The sequence below is a fragment of the Dactylosporangium thailandense genome (assembly GCF_059739745.1).
This window is the reverse complement of record NZ_AP029195.1, coordinates 7,135,437-7,155,697: the sequence shown is the minus strand read 5'-3', so window position 1 is coordinate 7,155,697 and position 20,261 is coordinate 7,135,437. Positions and strand designations below refer to the sequence as shown.

18 protein-coding genes are annotated in these 20,261 nt (G+C 73.2%); 13 read left to right on the top strand and 5 right to left on the bottom strand.

Going from position 1 to position 20,261, the window contains the following annotated elements; translation table 11 throughout:
- Positions 1-9 precede the first annotated feature (9 nt).
- Complete coding sequence (locus AC6JBM_RS31600) at positions 10-1,350, bottom strand: aspartate aminotransferase family protein (RefSeq protein ID WP_497977671.1); 1,341 nt, start codon at positions 1,348-1,350, stop codon at positions 10-12.
- A gap of 78 nt (positions 1,351-1,428) precedes the next feature.
- On the opposite strand from AC6JBM_RS31600, the gene AC6JBM_RS31595 reads away from it, so the two are divergent.
- From AC6JBM_RS31595 to AC6JBM_RS31580, 4 genes are read left to right on the top strand one after another with little or no spacing between them, the layout of a single operon-like run.
- Positions 1,429-2,040 (top strand): pyridoxamine 5'-phosphate oxidase family protein, encoded by a 612-nt coding sequence (locus tag AC6JBM_RS31595; RefSeq protein WP_497977670.1) that lies wholly within the window; start codon positions 1,429-1,431, stop codon positions 2,038-2,040.
- A gap of 49 nt (positions 2,041-2,089) precedes the next feature.
- Entirely contained in the window at positions 2,090-3,379 is a 1,290-nt protein-coding gene (locus AC6JBM_RS31590; protein ID WP_497977669.1) for a sensor histidine kinase, read from the top strand.
- Entirely contained in the window at positions 3,331-3,972 is a 642-nt protein-coding gene (locus AC6JBM_RS31585) for a LuxR C-terminal-related transcriptional regulator (protein ID WP_350618483.1), read from the top strand. Before AC6JBM_RS31590 ends, AC6JBM_RS31585 begins: the two co-directional genes overlap by 49 nt.
- Positions 3,969-4,742, top strand: coding sequence for a putative protein N(5)-glutamine methyltransferase (locus AC6JBM_RS31580; RefSeq protein WP_497977668.1), 774 nt, complete (start codon positions 3,969-3,971; stop codon positions 4,740-4,742). Before AC6JBM_RS31585 ends, AC6JBM_RS31580 begins: the two co-directional genes overlap by 4 nt.
- A 6-nt stretch (positions 4,743-4,748) precedes the next feature.
- Here the strand turns inward: AC6JBM_RS31580 and AC6JBM_RS31575 are convergent, their stop codons facing one another.
- The 3 genes from AC6JBM_RS31575 to AC6JBM_RS31565 form a co-directional block, all read right to left on the bottom strand.
- On the bottom strand, positions 4,749-5,243 hold the full coding sequence (locus tag AC6JBM_RS31575; RefSeq protein ID WP_350618487.1) for a YciE/YciF ferroxidase family protein: 495 nt from the start codon (positions 5,241-5,243) through the stop codon (positions 4,749-4,751).
- Between the two features lie 112 nt (positions 5,244-5,355).
- Positions 5,356-6,669, bottom strand: a complete 1,314-nt coding sequence (locus AC6JBM_RS31570; RefSeq protein ID WP_497977667.1) for an ABC transporter substrate-binding protein — start codon at positions 6,667-6,669, stop codon at positions 5,356-5,358.
- A 12-nt stretch (positions 6,670-6,681) separates the two neighbouring features.
- Complete coding sequence (locus AC6JBM_RS31565; RefSeq protein ID WP_497977666.1) at positions 6,682-7,986, bottom strand: diguanylate cyclase domain-containing protein; 1,305 nt, start codon at positions 7,984-7,986, stop codon at positions 6,682-6,684.
- A 62-nt stretch (positions 7,987-8,048) separates the two neighbouring features.
- On the opposite strand from AC6JBM_RS31565, the gene AC6JBM_RS31560 reads away from it, so the two are divergent.
- The 3 genes from AC6JBM_RS31560 (at position 8,049) to AC6JBM_RS31550 (ending at position 11,370) form a co-directional block, all read left to right on the top strand.
- Positions 8,049-9,374 carry a bifunctional 3-(3-hydroxy-phenyl)propionate/3-hydroxycinnamic acid hydroxylase gene (locus AC6JBM_RS31560; RefSeq protein ID WP_497977665.1) on the top strand — a complete coding sequence of 442 codons (1,326 nt, stop codon included), beginning with the start codon at positions 8,049-8,051 and terminating at the stop codon, positions 9,372-9,374.
- A gap of 368 nt (positions 9,375-9,742) precedes the next feature.
- Positions 9,743-11,032: an ATP-binding protein gene (locus tag AC6JBM_RS31555; protein ID WP_497977664.1), complete on the top strand. Its 1,290-nt coding sequence runs from the start codon at positions 9,743-9,745 to the stop codon at positions 11,030-11,032.
- Positions 11,033-11,229: 197 nt separating this feature from the next.
- Positions 11,230-11,370, top strand: a complete 141-nt coding sequence (locus AC6JBM_RS31550) for a hypothetical protein (protein ID WP_497977663.1) — start codon at positions 11,230-11,232, stop codon at positions 11,368-11,370.
- A 2-nt stretch (positions 11,371-11,372) separates the two neighbouring features.
- On the opposite strand, the gene AC6JBM_RS31545 is transcribed toward AC6JBM_RS31550, so the two are convergent.
- Positions 11,373-14,648: an NACHT domain-containing protein gene (locus tag AC6JBM_RS31545; RefSeq protein WP_497977662.1), complete on the bottom strand. Its 3,276-nt coding sequence runs from the start codon at positions 14,646-14,648 to the stop codon at positions 11,373-11,375.
- Between the two features lie 150 nt (positions 14,649-14,798).
- On the opposite strand from AC6JBM_RS31545, the gene AC6JBM_RS31540 reads away from it, so the two are divergent.
- The 6 genes from AC6JBM_RS31540 to AC6JBM_RS31515 all read left to right on the top strand — a co-directional run bounded on the left by AC6JBM_RS31540 (position 14,799) and on the right by AC6JBM_RS31515 (position 20,257).
- Positions 14,799-15,551 carry an NUDIX hydrolase gene (locus AC6JBM_RS31540; protein WP_497977661.1) on the top strand — a complete coding sequence of 251 codons (753 nt, stop codon included), beginning with the start codon at positions 14,799-14,801 and terminating at the stop codon, positions 15,549-15,551.
- Positions 15,548-16,498: a serine/threonine protein kinase gene (locus AC6JBM_RS31535; protein WP_497977660.1), complete on the top strand. Its 951-nt coding sequence runs from the start codon at positions 15,548-15,550 to the stop codon at positions 16,496-16,498. The genes AC6JBM_RS31540 and AC6JBM_RS31535 overlap by 4 nt, the downstream gene beginning before the upstream one ends.
- A gap of 9 nt (positions 16,499-16,507) precedes the next feature.
- The gene (locus tag AC6JBM_RS31530) at positions 16,508-17,473 is read left to right on the top strand and encodes a hypothetical protein (protein WP_497977659.1); all 966 of its coding nucleotides are present in this window, start codon (positions 16,508-16,510) and stop codon (positions 17,471-17,473) included.
- An 8-nt stretch (positions 17,474-17,481) separates the two neighbouring features.
- A complete protein-coding gene (locus AC6JBM_RS31525; RefSeq protein ID WP_497977658.1) occupies positions 17,482-18,663 on the top strand; it encodes an adenylosuccinate synthetase in 1,182 nt (393 codons plus the stop codon).
- Between the two features lie 81 nt (positions 18,664-18,744).
- Positions 18,745-19,158 (top strand): hypothetical protein, encoded by a 414-nt coding sequence (locus AC6JBM_RS31520; protein ID WP_497977657.1) that lies wholly within the window; start codon positions 18,745-18,747, stop codon positions 19,156-19,158.
- Positions 19,159-19,423: 265 nt separating this feature from the next.
- A complete protein-coding gene (locus AC6JBM_RS31515) occupies positions 19,424-20,257 on the top strand; it encodes an SCO6745 family protein (protein WP_497977656.1) in 834 nt (277 codons plus the stop codon).
- The last annotated feature ends 4 nt before the right edge of the window (positions 20,258-20,261 follow it).

Below are 20,261 nucleotides of genomic sequence, written 5' to 3'. Positions count from 1 at the left end.
GGAGCCTGGCTACCCCAGGTGCTCGTCCGCCGTCTCCAGGGCGTCGTCGATCGCGTCGATGCCCTGGAGCAGCTCCTCCTCGGAGATGATCAGCGGTGGTACGACGTGCACGCGGTTGAAGTGCGTGAAGGGCCACACGCCGCGGCGCTTGCACGCGGCGATCACGTCCGCCATGGGCTTCGCGGCCGGGCCCGCCGCGTTGTAGGGCACGAGCATCTCGCGCGTGCCGCGGTCGCGGACGAGCTCGATCGCCCAGAACAGGCCGAGCCCGCGCACGTCGCCGACGGACGGGTGCCGGTCGCGCAGCTTCTCCAGGCGCGGCCGGACCACCCGCTCGCCGAGGTCGCGCACGCGCTCGGGGATGGCCTCGTCGCGCATGACCTCGATGGTGGCCACGGCCGCGGCGCAGGCGAGGGGGTGCCCGGAGTAGGTGAGTCCGCCGGGGAAGGGGCGCTCGGCGAACGTCTCGTAGACGCGCGGGCCGAGGATGACGCCGCCCAGCGGTACGTAGCCGGAGTTGACGCCCTTCGCGAACGTGATGAGGTCGGGCACCACGCCCCAGCGGTCGACCGCGAACCACTCGCCGCACCGGCCGAACCCGCTCATCACCTCGTCGGCGATGAGCAGCACGCCGTGGCGGTCGCAGAGCTCGCGGACGCCGGCGAGGTAGCCGGGCGGGGGCACGAGGATGCCGTTGGTGCCCACGACCGGCTCGAGGATCACCGCCGCGATCGTCTGCGGGCCCTCGAGCGTGAAGACCTCCTCGAGGTGGGCGAGGGCGCGCTCGGACTCCTGCTCCTCGGACTCGGCGTGGAAGGGGGAGCGGTACGCGTACGGCCCGAAGAACCGCACCACGCCCGGCATCGCGGGCTCGTTGGCCCAGCGGCGCGGATCGCCCGTGAGCGTGATCGAGCCCGTGGTCGCGCCGTGGTAGGAGCGGTAGGCGGCGAGGATCTTGTGCCGGCCGGTGGTGCCGCGGGCCATGCGGATCGCGTGCTCGTTGGCCTCGGTGCCGCCGTTGGTGAAGAACACGTGCCCGAGATCTCCGGGCGCGACCGAGGCGATGAGCCGGGCGGCCTCGCTGCGCGCCGCGTTGCCGAACGTGGGCGCGATCGTGCACAGCTTCGCGGCCTGCTCCTGGATCGCGGCCACGACCCGCGGGTGCTGGTGGCCGAGGTTGAGGTTCACCAGCTGCGAGGAGAAGTCGAGGTACCGCGTCCCGGCCTCGTCCCAGAACGTGGCCCCGAGCCCGCCCTCGACCACCACCGGGTCGAGCAGGCGCTGGGCGGACCAGGAGTGGAAGACGTGCGCGCGGTCGTCGCGGTAGGCGTCGGTGCGTTGTCCCGTCATGAGCCGACGTTAATGGCACACGTTCGCCCGAACAATATCCGCTCTGTTTCAGATTGTTACCGGCAGTATCCTGACCCCATGCAGATCACCTCGGTGACGGAACTGGAGGAACTGCTCGGGTCGCCGATGCCCCGGGCCGTGACCAAGGAACGCGACCGCCTGTGCGCGACCGACCGCGACTGGCTCGGTCTCTCCCCGTTCGTGCTCGTCGGCACCGCCGACGCGGACGGCAACTGCGACGTCTCGCCGAAGGGCGACCCGCCGGGGTTCACGCACATCATCGACGACCGCACGATCGCCATCCCCGAGCGCCCCGGCAACCGGCGCGCCGACGGCTTCCACAACATCCTCGCCAACCCGCACGTGGGCCTCATCTACCTCGTCCCCGGCCGCCGGGAGACGCTGCGGATCAACGGCCGGGCCCGGCTGCTGACCGACGCGCCCTGGTTCGGCGAGCTCGTCGTCGAGGGCCACCGCCCGATCCTGGCCCTGGTGGTCGACATCGACACGATCTTCTTCCACTGCCAGAAGGCGTTCATGCGCTCGAAGCTGTGGAAGCCCGAGACCTGGACCCCGGAGGAGCTGCCCACGCACGCCAACCTGGTCAAGAGCGTCCAGGACACCCCGGAGACGGTCGAGGAGCTCGAGGCCTACTACGCCGAGAGCAACTACGCACGCGGCCTGTATTAGGGGCTTAGCCCCACTGCGCCCGGCGCCCCCGGCGAGAAGAATGGCCTGCATGAAGCCGTGGCCGTTCGCTCGCCGGGGGCTGCTCAGCGTCGCGCGGGTGGCGTTCGCCGGCATCCTCTGGCTGCCGGTCCACATCGTGCTCATCGTGTTCACCGTGGTCTCGTTCGTGCTCACCGCGGCCGGCGTCGGGCTCGTGCTCGCCCCGCTCGTCCAGATGATGGTGCGCGCCTACGCCGGCCGGCGCCGGCGGCTGGCCCGGGAGTGGAGCGGGGTCGACATCCCGCCGCCGTATCGCCCGCGGCCCGCCGGGGCCTTCATCGGCTCGCCGCGGCGGTGGATGTGGCTGGTGCGCGACCCGGCGACCTGGCGCGACCTGCTGTGGCTCGTCGGCGGGGCGCCGCTGGGGGCCGCGTTCGGGGCGGTCGCGCTGGCGGGGCTGCTCTACGGCGCGCAGGGCGTCGTGCTGCTGCCGGTCATCGCCAACGTCGTCTCCGGCGACGACACCGGCTACGGCGTCACCTGGCCGCTGCACCCGATCAGCTACGCGTCGGTGCCGTTCCAGGGCGCCCTGATCACGGCCGGCGTGCTGTACGGGGCGCCGTGGCTGCTGTGGGCGCTGGCGAAGTACGACCACAGCCTCCTCGGCCCGACCGGCAAGGCGGTGCTCGCCCGCCGCGTCGACACCCTGACCCAGACGCGCACCGACGTCGTCGACGCGCAGGCGGCCGAGCTGCGCCGCATCGAGCGCGACCTGCACGACGGCGCGCAGGCCCGCATCGTCGCGCTCGGCATGAGCCTGGGCATGGCCGAGGACCTGGTCGTCCACGACCCGGCCGCCGCCCGGCAGCTCATCGCCGAGGCCCGCGAGGCCAGCGGCCTGGCCCTGGCGGAGCTGCGCCGGCTCGTGCGCGGCATCCACCCGCCGGTGCTCGCCGAGCGCGGCCTGATCGGCGGCCTGCGCGCGCTGGCCCTGACCCTGCCGCTGCCCGTCGTCGTCGAGGGCGACCTGCCGGGCCGGCCCCCGGCGCCGGTCGAGTCCGCCGTCTACTTCGCCGTCGCCGAGGCCCTCGTCAATGTGGCCAAGCACAGCGGGGGCGGGGCCGCCTGGGTATCGTTGTCGTACCTCGGGGGAGCCCTCTACTGCAGCGTCAGCGACGACGGCGTGGGCGGCGCCGCGCCCCGGGCCGGCTCCGGGCTGGCCGGGGTCGAGCGGCGGCTGGCCGCGTTCGACGGCCTGCTGCGCGTCGACAGCCCGCCGGGCGGACCGACCGTGCTGACGATGGAGCTGCCGTGCGTGTTGTCATCGCCGAAGACCTCGCCCTCCTCCGCGACGGGCTGATCAGGCTCCTCGGCGCGTACGGCTTCGAGGTGGTCGCGGCCGTCGACAACGGCACCGACCTGCGCTCGGCCCTGCTCAGCCACCGCCCGCAGGTCGCGGTCGTGGACGTGCGCCTCCCGCCCACGTTCACCGACGAGGGCCTGCGCGCGGCGATCGCGGCCCGCGCCGAGGTCCCCGGCCTGCCCGTGCTGGTGCTGTCCCAGCACGTCGAGCAGCTCTACGCGCGCGAGCTGCTCTCCGATCGCGGCGGCGGCGTCGGGTACCTGCTCAAGGACCGCGTCGCCACCGTGGGCGAGTTCGTCGAGGCGGTCCGGCGGGTCGCGGCCGGGGGCACCGCGATGGACCCGGAGGTCGTCTCGCAGCTGCTGGCCCGCAACGCCGGCGCCCCCACCCGGGCGCTCACCCCGCGGGAGCGCGAGGTGCTCGGGCTCATGGCCGAGGGCCGCTCCAACGCCGCCATCGCGGGCCGGCTCTTCGTCACCGAGAAGGCGATCGGCAAGCACATCGCCAACATCTTCACCAAGCTCGGCCTGCCCCCGTCCGAGGACGACAACCGCCGCGTCCTCGCCGTCCTCGCGTACCTCAACGCATGAACCGGGGCGCGCTGATCGCCCGGCTCCGCGCCGCCGGGTGCGTCTTCGCCGAGGAGGAGGCCGACCAGCTCCTCGCGGCCGGGTCCGACCCCGCGGCCCTGGAGTCGATGGTCGCGCGCCGGGTCGCCGGGGCCCCGCTGGAGCACGTCCTCGGGTTCGCCGAGTTCGCCGGTGTACGGGTGGCCGTGACCGACGGCGTGTTCGTCCCCCGGCACCGCACGCAGCTGCTCACCGACACGGCCCGCGGACTGCTGCGCGACGGCGGCACGGTGCTCGACCTCTGCTGCGGCACCGGCGCCCTCGGCCTGGTCGTGGTCCGGGGCTTCCGCGGCGTCCGGCTGGTCGCGACCGACCTGGACCCGGTGGCCGTCGGCTGCGCGCGCCGCAACCTGTCCGGCGTGACCGAGGAGGTCTTCGCGGGCGATCTCTTCGCGCCGGTACCGGATGATCTGCGCGGCCGCGTGGACGTCCTGCTCGCCAACGTGCCCTACGTGCCGACCGCCGAGATCGCCTACCTGCCCGAGGAGTTCCGCGTGCACGAGGCCCGCGCGGCCCTGGACGGCGGCGCGGACGGCCTCGACGTGCTGCGCCGCGTCGCCGCACTGGCCGCGGGCTGGCTGGCCCCGGGCGGCGCGCTGCTCACCGAGGCCGGCGAGGGGCAGCTGGGCACCGCCCACGCGCTGCTGCGCGCGGGCGGGCTCCGGCCGCGCACGGTCACCGATCCGCGGACCGAGACCAGCGTCGTCGTCGGGGTACGGGACGTGACCTAGTCGTGCTCAGACGTTCATGGCCACGCGCTGCCCGAGCTCGTGGCTGATGCGCTCGAACGTGCCCGCGTTCTCCTGCTGCTGCACCAGGTTGGTGCGCAGGATCTGGGCGCACTGCACCTCGCCCATGAGCAGCGCCTTGTCGATGAGGCCGTGGTAGGCCGCGACGCCCATGTGCGCCAGGCGCGTCTCGGCGTCGACGGTGTAGATCTCCATCGCCTCCATCGACGGGCCCTGCCCCGCGAAGGCCTGGAACTCGGCGCGCATCCCGTCCACCGTCAGGCACGGGACGTCCTCGGGCTCGGCCTCCATCATCGCGAAGCACGTCTCGAGGTTCTGGATCTTCTGCTGACCCTGCTGCTGCTGGGCGCGCAGGATCTGGGCCAGCGGGCTCTGCTCGGTCCGGCCGAGGATCTCGCCGACGAGCTGGTTGCTCCTGCGCTCGGCGTCGTACAGGCCCGACAGCTCGTAGAGGAACAGGTCGGCCGGATTGTCCAGTGGCATGCGCTTCTCCCTCGGGTTGATTGGGGACGCACCCGAGCTACCCGGAATGCTCGCGGCATCCGCGCCGGTGGCGGGGTGTTCCGAGGGTGGTTCGCGGCGAAAGGGCCCGCACCTAGTCCTTCGGCCAGCTCGCCTCGATCGCGTCGAGGACGTCCTTCGTCGGCTTGCCGTTGAGCCAGTCGATCATCCCGGTCCAGAAGGTGCCGGTGCCGACGGCCGCGGGCATCATGTCGGAGGCGTCGAAGCGGAACACCGTGCCCGGATCGGTCAGCAGCTGCGCGGACAGCTTCTCGACCGGCGAGCGCAACGCGTCGCGGTCGATGGCCCGGTTCGCGCTGACCGCCCCGCCGAGCCGGGCACGGTGATCCGCCCACTGGGGTGTCGAGAGGTAGGACGCGACGGCCCGCACCTCGGGCCGGTCCGTGAAGGCGCCGGCGAACTCGCCGGCGCCCAGCACCGGCCGGGGCCGGGCCGGGTCGAGCGGGGGCAGGTAGAAGGCGAAGACGTCGCCGTCGGGGCCGATCCGGGTGCCGTCCGGCCACTCGTTGGCGTAGAAGGACGCCTGGCGGTGCAGGGCGCACGCGTTCTGCAGGATCGGCAGGCCGCCCTCGGACATGGCCACGGTCGCGATGGACTGCACGCCGCCGTAGCCGCCGTTGACGTACCGCGGGTCGCGCAGGATCGCCCCGGCCTTGTCCAGCGCGCCGGCGATCCGGGCGTCGTTGAACGGGATCTTGTGGGCGACCCACAGGTCGTACACCTCCGGCCCGGCCGTGCGCAGGAGCACGTCCTCGAGCCAGTCGGTGATCGGGAACCCGGTCGCGGCGCCCGACTCGGCGCCGGCGCACCACGGCTTCACCCCGTCGGCCGCGATCCGCTCGGTGAGCGTCATCACCTGCGCCCACGTGTCCGGGATCGCGTACCCGTGCTCGGCGAAGAACCTGGGGGAGTACCACACGAGCGACTTGATGTTCGCGTTGAGCGGGGCCGCGTAGAGCTCGCCGTCGACGGTGCCGTACGTCTGCCACTCCGCCGACCACCAGCGCTCGACGTGCGCCTTGACGTCGGCCGAGACGGGCTTGAGCCCCTTGCCGCGGGCCATGTCGGCGATGAGGCCCGGCTGCGGGAACAGCGCGATGTCGGGCGGGTGCCCCGCGGCCGCCCGGTCCTTGAGATCCTGCTCGAACGCGGCGATGCCGTCGTAGTCGACGGTGATGCCGGTGCAGTCCTCGAAGTCGTTCCACGAGCGCAGGAGCTTGTCCGCCTCGGCGTTGCGGATCGGGCCGGTCATCGTGACCTTCGTGCCCGCGTGGCTGCCGTACTCGGCGTACTGCGCGCACGCGTCCGACGCCCGGTCCGCCGGCGTGCTCTTCGCGCAACCGGCCAGCACCAGGCTCAGCGCGACAAGGACGACACGGAACCGCATGGCAAGTTGATCTTAAGCCGCCAGGGCCGGCCCCGGGACCGGGTTCGCCACCATCACGCATCCCTTGCCGCTCGCCTTGGCCGCGTACATGGCCTGGTCGGCGTCGTGCAGGAACGCCTCGACGTCGTCGTGCCCGTGCCACCGCGCGACGCCGATGCTGGCCCGCGGCACGATCTGGACGGAGCCGAACGTGACCGGCTCCCGCAGCGCGGCGAGCAGCCGCTGGGCCACCACCACGGGATCGACGGCGCCGTCGAGCAGCACCGCGAACTCGTCGCCGCCGAGCCGGGCCGGGGTGTCGGCGCCGCGCACCAGGTCCCGCAGCCGGTCCGCGACCGCCACGAGCAGATGGTCGCCGGCCGCGTGCCCGTGCACGTCGTTGACCTGCTTGAACCCGTCCAGGTCGATGAGCAGCAAGGCGGAGTCCGGCCGGTGGCGGGCCTGCTCCAGGCGCTCGCGCAGCAGCACCCGGTTCGGCAGCCCGGTCAGCCCGTCGTGGTAGGCGCGGTGGTTGAGCTGGTCGAACGCGTCGCGCAGGACGCCGACCGTGTTGTTCAGCGACCGGCTCATCTGGCCGACCTCATCCCTGGAGTCGAGGTCGAGGTGCTGCTGGAAGTCGCCCTCGGCCACGGCGGTGAGCACGGTGACGGCCCGGCGCAGCGGCCGGCTCAGCTGCCGCGCGGCGAGGATCGCGACGCCGGCCGCGACGACCCCGCCCACGACGAGCAGGATGGTCACGTTGCGGCTGGTCCGGGCCGTGCGCTCGCCGATCTGCCGGTTGCCGGCGGCGACCGCGCCGACGAGCTGCTGCAGGAACTCGTCCGCGCGGGTCTTCACCGTGCGCGCGACCGACTCGGAGCGCACGAGCACGATCGAGACCGCGTTGTCCCGGTCGCCGCGGCGGCTGGCCGCGAGGCCGGTGTCGCGGGCGGTGCGGTACTGCCCGATGACCTTGCGGAGCAGCTCCAGCTCGCGCAGCTCCGCCTTGGTGAGCCCGATGTGCGCCAGGTCCGCGAGGTGCGTGTCGATCTGCCGGTCGGTGTCGGCGATCGTGGCCTCGTAGCGGTCGCGGTAGAAGCCGGGCTGGGAGAGCAGGTGCGACTGCACGGCCTCCATCTGCAGCCCGACCGCGGAGCGCACGGCGACCATGTGCGACATCGCCACGACGTCGCGGCGGTACTGCACGTCCTGCTGGGCCGCCACGCCGCGGAGGTTCACCAGCCCGTACACCGCGATGCCCGCGAAGATCGAGGCGACCAGCATCGCGATCCCCACGATCTTGGTGGCGATGCTGCGATTACGGACCCACGACGGCACGGTGTCACTGATCGACCGGCCCGCGGTTGCCGCGGAGTACTTTCCGGTTGCAACCTGAGCGTGTGGATCGGGTTGTGATCGTGGGCGCGGGGCCGGTCGGGGTCACCGCCGCGATCCTGCTCGCCCAGCGCGGCATCGCCAGCCTGCTGCTCGACCGCTACGAGGAGCCGTACGCCCTCCCGCGCGCCGTCCACGTCGACGACGAGGTGGTCCGCATCCTGCACGCCGTGGGCGTCGCCGGGGACTTCCTGCGGATCAGCCGCCCCGGCCTGGGCCTGCGCCTGCTCGACGCGCGGCACCGGGTGATGGCCTCGTTCGACCGCGCCCCCGGCGGCGGCCCGCACGGCTACCCGCAGGCGAACATGTTCGACCAGCCGGACCTGGAGCGCCTGCTGCGGGCGCGCATGGCCGAACTGCCCCTCATCGAGTTCGTCGGCGGCGCCACGGTGGTCGGTGTCTCGCCGGCATCGGTGCGCTACGAGCGCGACGGCGTCCTCGTCGACGTGCCGGCCGCCGCCGTGCTGGGCTGCGACGGCGCCGGCAGCACCGTCCGCGAGCGCATCGGCGCGCACCTGGTGGACCTGCGCTTCGCCGAGCGCTGGCTCGTCGTCGACGGCGTCTGCCCCGAGGACCTGCACGCCTGGGGCGGCGTCCACCAGGTGTGCGACCCGCGCCGCGCGGCGACCTTCATGGAGCTGGGCCCGCGGCGGTACCGCTGGGAGTTCCGCCTCCTCGACGGCGAGACCGACCTCGACCTGGACCCGCTGCTCGCCCCCTGGCTGCGGGGCCGCCCCGTGGAGATCCTGCGCCGCTCGGAGTACACCTTCCGCGCGACCATCGCCTCGGCCTGGCGTCAGGACCGCGTCTTCCTGCTCGGCGACGCGGCCCACCAGACCCCGCCCTTCATCGGCCAGGGCCTCGGGGCCGGCCTGCGCGACGCGTACAACCTGGCCTGGAAGCTCGCCGCCGACCTGACCACCCCCGGGGGAGCCGCGGCCCTGCTCGACTCCTACGAGCGCGAACGGGTCCCGCACGTCCGCGCCCAGATCCGCCTCGCGATCGTGGCCGGCTGGGCCATGACGGGCGGCCAGGACCGCGCGGCGGCCGTGCGCCGGGTGATCCTGGGCGCGATCTGGCGCATCCCGGGACTGAAGGGCCTGGCCCTGCGCTCGACCTCGCCCAAGCTGACCGGCGTCGGCCGCGGCAGGCTGGCCGGGACGCTGGCTCCCGTGGCGTACGACGAGTGGGTGGTCCTGCACACCGGCAGGCCCCCGGCCTGCGAGCATCGCCCGGTCGAGGCCACGGACGCGGCCGTGCGCCGCTGGCTGCGCGGCCGGGCGGTCGTCATCCGCCCCGACGGCGTCGTGCACGCCGTCCTGCGCCGGTGACGTCAGTCGGGCACGCGCTTGACGGTGATCCCCGGACCGAGGCCCTCCAGGCCGCGAACTTCCTGGTGGCGGGCCAGGGTGACGAGCAGTGCCCGGCCCGCCAGCGGGGGTGAGGTCGACCGGGGTCGCGACGCTGCCGAGGGTGATCCGCGAGCTCAGCAGCGATGATCGTGTCCGAGGCGCCATGGGTGGCCATTGCCGCGGCGATATGGTCGGCAGCCCGGAACAGTGCGGCCACGCCATCGTCCCGGATGAGACGCAGCCTCACGAACGAGACGGACCGAAGCATCGGCGCCGACCCCCGACCATCTGCCCGGAGGAGGAGCGTCCAGACGCCCACGAATATGGCGACCAGATGTCCACGGATCATGCGTCCGATCGTCCATAATGCTGGCATGGCAGACGACCGCAAACTGATCCCCCGGCACGTCGAGCCCCTGGTCGCCGAGGCACTGACCGACACCCGCGTGGTAGCCGTCAACGGCGCCCGGCAGGTAGGCAAGAGCACGCTCGCCACGGCACTGATGTCAAGGGCGCGCAACCCGGTCATTCGGCTGCTGGACGACCCCGCGATGCTGCGCGCCGCCCGCGAGGCACCGACCGACTTCGTCGAACATGACGGCCTCATGGTCATCGACGAGGTCCAGCTTGCCCCCGAACTGTTCCGAGCCATCAAACTCGTCGTCGACGCCGACCCGACGCCCGGACAGTTCCTCCTGACCGGATCCGCCCGCATCCTCGCCCTGCGCGACCTGCCCGACGCCCTGCCCGGGCGTATGGAAACCGTCGAACTCTGGCCGTTCTCCCAAGGAGAAATCGACGGTACGCCCGACCGGTTCGTCGATGCCGCTTTCGCATACGGCCCGGATCTGTCCCACACCTCGACGCTGCGCCGCCGCGACTATCTGGACCGGGTCGTGCGCGGCGGCTACCCGGAGGCGGTACGCCGTACGCCACGCCGGCGGGCGGCGTTCTTCGAGTCGTACCTGACGACGCTGATCGAGCGGGACGTAACTGAACTGGCCGCCATCGAACGCCGTGGTGAGCTGCGCCGCCTGCTGGCCCTGCTCGCCGGTCGCTCCGGCGGTCTGCTGGTGGCCGCGTCACTCGCCACCCAGTCCGGCATCCCCCGCACCACACTCAACCGGTACCTCGAACTGCTCGCCGCGGTCTTCCTCATCAAGCAAATCCCCGCCTGGTCCGGCAACCAGACCCACCGCGCCGTCGGGACACCCAAACTGGCGTACATCGACAGCGGCGTCGCCAGCCACCTGCTCGGCCAGGACGCCGGACGACTCGCCGAACCCGACGGCGCGGCCGGTCAGCTGATGGAGAACTTCGTCCTCATGGAACTGGCCCGCCAGCTCACCTGGAACGACGAGCGAGTACGCCTGTACCACTACCGCACCAAGGACGGTGTGGAGGTCGACGCCGTTCTCGAAGCCGCCGACGGCCGGATCGTCGGTATCGAGGTCAAGGCCGCATCCAACGTGCGCGGCGGGGACCTGGCCGGGCTGCGACACCTCGCGGAGCGGGTCGGTGACCGCTTCGTCGCCGGCTACATCCTCTACACCGGCCAGCAGACACTCCCCTACGGCGAGAAGATCCGCGCCCTTCCCATCGAGGCACTGTGGTCGACGACCACCAATCGAGACTGACACCCCTCGATACAGCTGACACCGGCCGACACGCGTCGTTGCCGAATATCAGGCGACCAAGAACGCCGCCATCGCAAAGCGGGAAGCAGCCCGGGTACAGCCGGGAGACCGTCCACCAGGCACTCCATCTGGAGACCCGTCTCGCGGCCAACAGCAGCCGGCGGCGTAAGACTGCTGGCGCCTCTGCGCAGGTCTGGGTGGTCCTGCACACCGGCAGGCCCCCGGCCTGCGAGCATCGCCCGGTCGAGGCCACGGACGCGGCCGTGCGCCGCTGGCTGCGCGGCCGGGCGGTCGTCATCCGCCCCGACGGCGTCGTGCACGCCGTCCTGCGCCGGTGACGTCAGTCGGGCACGCGCTTGACGGTGATCCCCGGACCGAGGCCCTCCAGGCCGCGAACTTCCTGGTGGCGGGCCAGGGTGACGAGCAGTGTCCGGCCCGCCAGCGGGGTGAGGTCGACCGGGGCCGCGACATCGCCGAGGGTGATCCGCCGCAGCGAGGGGATCGCGGCGGCGACGCGAAGGTCGACCTCGGCGGTGTACCCGAGCACCAGCATCTCGAGTGCCGGGTGCTCGGCGAAGGCGGAGAGGTCCACGTCCGGGGCCCCGGTGATCGCGAGCTCCCGGAGGCCGGGGAGCTTCGCCAGCGGGCTCAGGTCGCGAAGCCAGCCGCATCCGTTGAGCCAGAGCGACCGGACCCCCGGGACCGCCTCCGCGAGCGCGCGGACGCCGCCGGAGGGCTCCTGCGAGTCGTAGAACCCCAGCAGATCGAGCCGGGGCAGCCCGGCGAACAGCGACACGTCCCGGGACGGCCAGCGATGCACCTGCAGTGTCGTGAGTTGCGGGTGGGCCGCGACGGGTGACAGGTCGCGCACCCCGTCCAGGTAGCCGAGCTCCAGCCGGGTGACCCGGCCGAGTCCGCGCACGAAGTCGAGCGTCGTCAAGCCGGTCAGCAGCCACAGGTTCAGGAACTCCAGCTCGGTCAGCCCGGCGACCGGGGCCGGGTCCGCGGCCCGGTCGCCGAAGTAGCCGTCGAGGCGGCGCAGGTGCGGGTGCCCGGCCAGGGGCGTCAGATCCCCTGACACGCCCTGGTCGAAGGCGACCTCGGCCAGGTGCGGCACGCCGTCCAGGCAGCTGAGATCCACGAGGGTGGCGAACTTGACCGACAGGTTCCGCAGGGTGCCGAGGCGGTGGACGGCGGGCAGGAGGTTCGGGTTCGTGACGGTCAGCGCGCCGCCGGGCAGGGGCGCCCCGGCGAGGACCCGCTCCGCGTACTCGTGCGGGTCGAAGTACTCCCACACCCGGGCCAGCTCGTGCTGCACGCCGGGGCGCGGATCCGCGGCGTAGCGGGCGAGCAGGTCGAGCGCCGCGGGCCCGTTGACCAGCGCGACGGACCGGATCGCGGCCGCCGCCCGGGCCGCCGGCATCTCCCGGCTGTCGGTGGGCAGGCGCCGGATGAGCGGATCGCCCACGGCGGCGAGCGTGCGGGCCTCGGCGACGCTGCGCGGCGGCACGAGCGAGCGGAACTCCCGTTCGACGCGTTCGAGCAGCTCCGGCGGATCGAGCGACGGGACGGTGCCGAGGCAGGCGGCGGCGAGCAGCCGCAGCGTGCGGCCGTGCCGGGGCACGGCCGCGGCCCGATCGAGCAGGGCCGCGAGCAGCTCCCGGCGCACGACCGCGTTGCCGTGGCCGGCCGCCATCACCACCGTCTCCCGCCAGGAGTCCAGGTGGGCGTGCTCGACGAGCAGCCCGACATCGCCCTGCTCGGCGGCCTCGCGGGCGGTCAGGTACTCCTGGAACGTCCGGTGCACGAAGTCGATGCGGCCGGGCACCGGCTCGCGCAGGACGCCGCTGCGGTGGACGAGGTGGTCGAGCACGGCACGCGGCTCGCCGTCCACCTGCGGCATCACCGCCAGCCGCTCGCCGACGCGCTGCTCGGCCGCCTCCCGCGACAGCTCCGTGGCGTTGTTGACCGACAGCCGCCACGCGAGGCTCTGCAGGAGCTGCAGCTTGTTGCGGGAGGAGAGGCCGGTCACCGCCTCGACGAGATTGCGCTGAGTGTCCCGGCGTTCCAGCAGCAGGTCGACGGCGGCCTGATACAGCGCCATCCGGTCGAGCGGCAGGTGCGTGTTGCGGTCGAGGTTCAGCGCGCACAGCATCGCGCAGAGCAGCGGGCTGGTGGCCAGCGACTGCAGGTGCGCGCTGGCGTCGAGCCGGGCGAGCAGCGCGCTCTCGTAGCGCGGCAGGTCCGGCTCCGGGCACGGCAGGCTCCCCGCGTCGCGCACCGCGCGATGCCAGTGCCGCACGAGGGCCCGCACGTCGGCCGGGCTCATCCGCTCCAGCATCGCGGCGGCGAAGCCCTCATCGGCCAGCCAGCGCTCGGCCGCCGCGGCCGGGCGCGAGGTCACCACGACCCGGATGCGCGGATACTCCCGCAGCAGCCCCGACAGCCACGGCTTGATCTGCGTCCGTTCGGCCGCCGGCAGCTCGTCGACGCCGTCGACGAGCAGGAGCGCGGCGCCCGAGCTCAGCTGCCGATGGACCCAGCCCGGCGGCATGAGGCCCGCGACCGGATCGGCCACCCCGTCGAGGAACCGCTCCGGCGGCGGCAGGCGCCGGCCGGTGTGGCTGCGCAGCTTCACCAGCAGCGGGACGCAGCCGTTCCAGGCCGTCAGGTCGCCGCCGAACCCGCCGCCGGCCGCCGTGACCGCGAGCCACTTCAGCACGGTGCTCTTGCCGGACCCGGCCTCCCCGCGCAGCAGGAAGCGATCGCCGCGGCCGAGGGCCTGCTCCACGCGGATCCCCGGAAGCTCCGCGGCCGTGCGGCGCAGGTCACCCGGCGACCATTGGGCCCGGTCCAGCGCGGACGGCTCGTTCGCGGCGCTGACGGTCAGGCTGATGTAGGCGATCGAGAGCGTCGTGCGCGGGCGGTAGTGGTGGATGTCGACGCCGAAGAGCTCGAGCTCGTTCAGCGACTTCGCGAGGTAGCCGAGGTACCGCTGCCGGAACGCGTCGTCGTGCGGGACCCCGGCCGGGGCGTCGACGCTGGTGGCCGGGGTGCGCTCGACGAGCGTGCGCAGCTCGTCGGCCAGGCGCGCGGTCCGGGCCAGCAGCTGCGCGTCGGCCCGGGCCGCGAAGGTCGGCAGCTGGACCACGAGCGCCGCGAGGTAGGCGCAGCATTCGTCGAGGACGAGCTGGTACAGCCGCTCGGCCGGCTCGGACAGGCCCGCCCGCGCGGGTGCGTCCCGGCAGCGCAGGCGCAGCTGCGCGGCCAGCGTGGCCGGGTCGAGGTCGGCGCCGAAGAGGCCCTCGTCGCTCAGGTCGGCCCGGCCGAACGTGTCGGCGACGGCGGCCAGCGCGGCGTCGCGCTCGTGGTCCGGCACGCCCGCGAACCGGGTGGCGAGCAGCGGCTGCAGGCGCTCGGCGACCGCGTCGACCATCGTCTCGATCTCGCGCTCGACCTTGCGGCGGGCGAACTCGTCGGTCACCCGGCGGTTGATCAGCTCGGCGAGGGGGAGATCGCGCTCGGCCCGCTTGCGCCGTTCGCCGAGCCAGCGGGTGACCGCGGGGCGGACCACGAGCCGGCCGAGCTGAATCAACGCCGTCTCGATCCCGGTCACCGATCAAGCATCGACGATCGGCGGGGGGCTCGGGTGTCCGGCGGGCGACAGAAAACGGCGTTGCGCGCTCGCCGGGGTGGGTCTATGGTTGTTCTCAGATCGAGTAAGACTCAAATTGAGAAAGACTCCAGCTGAGAAGGACTACGCGACGTGGCTGATGCAGAGGCCGAGTTCCTGGCCAACTACGACCCGCGGCGGTATCCGCCGGTCGCGGTCACCGTCGACGTCGTGGCGTTCACGATCCGCGACGGGCGGCTGCACGTGCTGCTCGTGCGCCGGGCCTGCCCGCCCGACAAGGACAAGTGGGCGCTGCCCGGCGGGTTCGTGGGGGAGTGGGAGGACCTGCCCACCGCCGCGGCCCGCGAGCTGGCCGAGGAGACCGGGGTCGCGACCGCCAACCGGCGGCTGCACCTGGAGCAGCTCGGCACCTACGGCGCGCCGGACCGGGACCCGCGGATGCGCGTGTTCTCGGTGGCGTACCTCGCCTTCGCCCCGCACCTGCCCGACCCGGTGTCCGGCAGCGACGCGCGGGAGGCGGCCTGGATCGCCATGGACGACCGGCCGGAGGCGCTCGCCTTCGACCACACCACGGTGCTCGCCGACGGGCTCGAACGGGCGCGCTCGAAGCTGGAGTACTCGCCGCTGGCGACCCGGTTCGTGGGCGAGGAGTTCACGATCGCGGAGCTGCGGGCCGTGTACGAGACGGTGTGGGGCGAGCCGCTGCACGCCGGGAACTTCCATCGCAAGGTGCTGTCGGTGCCCGGGTTCGTCGAGAGCACCGGGGCCACGACCGAGCGGGGCGGGGCTCGAGGGGGGCCCCGCGCCAAGCTGTACCGCGCCGGCGACGCCCAGCTCCTGCACCCCGCGCTGCTGATGCCGAGCCGGGAGGAGACGCTGCGGTGAACACCGACGAGGCCATCGCGCTCATCGAGCGTTCGACGGCCGCGGAGCTCTTCGGCGGCGACGACGGGCACCGGCGGTACCGAATCCTGGCCAAGCTCGTGCATCCCGACGCCGTGGGGCCGAAGGGCACCCGGGCGTTCGCGCGGCTGTCCGAGCTCTGGCGCAACCGGGGCGTGATCCGCACGGCCCGGGGCACGTACTCCACCGACGTCCTCGACCACCGCGGCGACCTGACCAACCTGTACCGCATCCCCGAGGGCCACCTGAAGCTCGTCCGTGACCCGTCCTGCAACGACCTCATGGCCCGCGAGGCGGCGGCCCTGCGCCGGATGGCCGAGCACGGGGATCCGCGGTACCTGCCGTACGTGCCCCGGCTCGTGGAGACCTTCCGGCACCGGTCCGAGTCGGGGCAGATCCGGCGCGCGAACGTCATCGCCACGTCGGCGTCGCGGCTGCACAGTCTGCAGGAGGTACGGCGGAAACGGCCCGACGGCCTGGACCCCCGCGATGCCGCCTGGATGTGGCGCCGCCTGCTCGTCGCGCTCGGCCTCGCGCACCGGGCGGGGGTCGTGCACGGGGCGATCGTCCCGCAGCACGTGCTCATCGAGCCCGACGAGCACGGCGTGGTGCTCGTCGACTGGTGCTACAGCGCGAGCGACCCCGCGCAGCGCATCGCCGCGATCGTGCCCGGGCACCGCGACGACTACCCGCCGGAGGTGCTGTCCCGCGGTACCCCGGGTCCCTCCACCGACATCCACATGGCCGCCGGTGTGATGGCCGGCCTCATGGGCGACCGCGCCCCGAAGCCGCTGCGCCGGTTCGCCGACGGCTGCCGGCTGAGCTCCACCCGCCAGCGCCCCGACGACGCCTGGAAGCTGCTCGGCGAGTTCGACGAGCTGCTGCACCGGCTGTACGGGCCGCGCACATTCCGTCCCTTCACGCTTTAGGAGACCTTCATGGGAAGTGGAACCTGGTCGACCGACGTCTACGACGCCGCCGACCGCTACCGACGGGCCACGGGCGCGAGCGCCTTCGCCTACAGCGACTCCGGGGCGCGCCGCGTCCACACCGCCCTCGACCCGAAGGGCGTCGGCACGCGGGAGAGCCGCGACTCCGACGAGCACCCCGACTCGGTCGCGATCGCCGTGCTCTTCGACGTCACCGGCTCGATGGGCTCGGTGCCGAGGGTGCTGCAGCAGAAGCTCCCGCAGCTGCTCGGCCTGCTGCTGCGCAAGGGCTACGTGACCGACCCGCAGATCCTCTTCGGCGCCATCGGCGACGCCACCTGCGACCGGGTGCCGTTGCAGATGGGCCAGTTCGAGTCGGACAACCGCCTCGACGAGGACCTCGGCCGTTTCGTGCTCGAGGGCGGCGGCGGGGGCCAGATGACGGAGTCGTACGAGCTCGCGATGTACTTCATGTCCCGCCACACCTCGATCGACTGCCTCGAGAAGCGGAACAAGCGCGGGTACCTCTTCATCATCGGCGACGAGCAGGCCTACCCGAAGGTCAAGCCGAACGAGGTCCGCGCCGTCATCGGCGACCGGCTCGGCGAGGCGATCGGGCTGCGCGCCATCGTGGACGAGGTCCGGCGCAAGTACGACACCTACTACATCCTGCCGGCGGGCTCCTCCTACGCGGGCAACACCGCGATCCTCGACTTCTGGCGCGACCTGCTCGGCCAGAACGTCATCGCGCTCGACGACCTCGACGCCGTGTGCGAGACCATCGCGCTGACCATCGGCCTCGGCGAGGACAGCATCGACCTCGACGAGGGCCTCGCGGACCTGGGCGAGGTCGGCTCGGCCTCAGCCTCGACGGTCGGCAAGGCGCTGGCCCGCATCGGCGGCGGCCGCGCCCCGCTCGCGCACGGCTCCGGCCCGGCGGACCTGGCCGGCCCGGTCAGCGTCGAGCGGCTGTAGCCACCGCCATGCACTACATCGTCGTGGACCTCGGGTTCGGCGACTGCGGCAAGGGCACGACCGTGGACTACCTGTGCGCGACCCGCGACATCGACACCGTCGTGCGGTTCAACGGGGGCGCGCAGGCGGCGCACACGGTCGTGCTCGCCGACGGGCGCAAGCACACGTTCGCCCAGTTCGGCTCCGGCTCGCTGCGGCCCGGGGTCCGCACGCACCTGTCCCGCTTCATGGTCGTCGACCCCCTCGCGCTCGTCACTGAGGCCTGTGGCCTGATGTCGCTCGGCGTGACGGACATCTGGCAGCGCCTGACCGTCGACCGCTCGGCGCTGATCGCGACGCCCTACCACCGCGCGGCGAACCGCTCGGCCGAGCTGGCGCGCGGGGCGGACCGGCACGGGTCGTGTGGGATGGGGGTGGGGGCGACGATGGAGTACGCGCTGCGGTACCCCGACGACGCCCCGCGCGCCGGCGACTGCGCGTCCCCGTCCGTGCTGCGCCGCAAGCTGGCCCAGCTGCGCGACCGCCTCGGGGCGGGCGGCCCGCCGGTCGAGGCCTGCCTGCCGGCGTTCTCGGGCTTCGCCTCGACGGTCACGCTGGTGGACGGCTTCCGCCCGACGGGCTCGTGCGTCTTCGAGGGCGCCCAGGGCGTGCTGCTGGACGAGTGGCACGGCTTCCACCCGTACACGACGTGGAGCACGACCACGTTCGCGAACGCCTTCGCGCTGCTGCCCGACGCGCCGGTCCTCCGGCTGGGCGTCCTGCGAACGGTGACCACGCGCCACGGCGCCGGCCCCCTGCCGACGGGGGACATCCCGGGCATCGGTGACCCGAACAACCCGACGAACGACTGGCAGGGCCCCTTCCGCGTGGGCTACTTCGACGTCCCCCTGCACCGCTACGCCCTGCAGGCCGCCGGCGGCGTGGACGGCCTGGTCCTGACCCACCTGGACCTCGACGTCGGCCGCTACTGTCCCGAGTACCGCGACTCGAGCTTCCTGCGGGTCGGCGAGCCCGGGGACCTCGACCGCCAGGCCGCGATGACCCGGTCCCTCCTGGCGGCCGAGCCCCGGTACGCGCCGGTCACCGACTGGGTCCGCACGGTCGAGGAGTCGCTGGGGGCCGACGTGGTGCTGGAGTCGTGGGGCCCGACGGCGCAGGACAAGAAACCGTCCGGCCGGTTGACGGCCTGAACCCGCACCTCAGTCGCACCACACCGGGACCTCAGCCCGCCGTGCTCTGCTGTGCCCCTCACAGACGACTTGGGGGCGACGATGGGCCTGGCACGCGACGCGATCCGGGCGGTCTCGGTGGCGGCGGCGGCCGGGATCGCGGTGGGCGGCGCCTTCGGCCTGCTCGCCCCGTCCTCGGCCGCGGCCGTGGACACCCCGCCCGCCCCGGCCGCGGCGGCCCGCCCGGCGATCGTCACGAGCGTGGACCTGCTCGGCCGGGCGCAGCTCTCGGTCACGGTGCGCTTCACGAACACGGGCCGGGCGACCGAGCACCTGACCGGCTTCGACGTGCTGGCCGACGGCCGCCCGCTGACCCGCCTGGGCGTCGAGCCGGCGGCGCTCGACCTGCGCCCGGGCGCCACGGCGGACGAGACCGTGTCGTTCACGGCTCCCACCCCGGCGGCCGCCCTGACGCTGACCCTTCCGGACGGCGAGCAGCTGCCCCTGGAGCTGTAGCCCACCGGCATACGTCGGGCTCGCGGCCTGCTGTTCAACGCCGACGGTGGCCGACCACGGCAACACCTCGGGACCGGGCTTTTCCTCTTTGGAAATTTGATGGTTCGTCGCACTTCGCTTGTGCTCGTAAGGCGGCCGTCGCGCGGGAAGGATGCCTGAACGACCTCGCCAAAAAGAATCTCGGCGGGGGTGTCGGATCGGGGCCGGGGTGTTCGTAGCAGGGTCGAGCAGCCCCACAGGACCTCGAACCCAGGAGATGATCCGGATGCAGTCCACGGTTTCCGCGCCCGCCGTCACCGCCCGCCACCTGCACGAGCTCGTCGAGCCGATCCACCTGGTCGCCTACTTCGCCGACGAGCCGGACCAGGCCCTCCTGGCGCTCGGCCTCCGCAACACCTGGGACGCCTACTTCGCCGGGCGGGCCGCCCCGCTGGGCCGGGTGCCGGCCGCCGTGGTCGACGCCGTCTTCTACAACTTCGCCCCCGGCGAGGTCGCCCGCCACATCCCCCACGTCTGGGACATCACCACCCCCGAGGAGGCGATCGCCGCCCGTGAGCAGGGCTGTGTCGCGGCGCTGCGCCGGATCCTCGGCGACACCCCCACGCTCGAGCGCGCCGCCGACCTGGCCACCAAGGCGGCGACGAGCGCCCCGGCGCACGGGCGGGTCCTGTACGCCGCCCTGCGCACGCTGCCCGTGCCCGAGGAGCCCTTCGCCCGGCTCTGGCACGCGGCCACCCTCCTGCGCGAGCACCGCGGCGACGGTCACATCGCCGCCCTGGTCGCGGCCGGGATCGGCGGGACGGAGGCCCACGTGCTGCACGCCCTGTCCGAGGGCATGCCCGCCGAGCAGTTCGGCCGGGTCCACCACCTGCCGGCCCGGCAGCTGGCCGCGGTCGTGGACGGCATGCGCGAGCGCGGCCTCGTCGGCGCCGACGGCTGGCTCAGCGACGAAGGCCGCGAGACCAAGGCGCGGATCGAGGCGATCACCGACGATCTCGCCGCGGCGGCCCTCGCCGGCCTCGAGCCGGGCGAGCGCGACGAGCTCGTCGCCGCGCTCGAACCCATCGCCGCCGCGCTCAACGCCGCCGGGTCGCGGTAGTGGC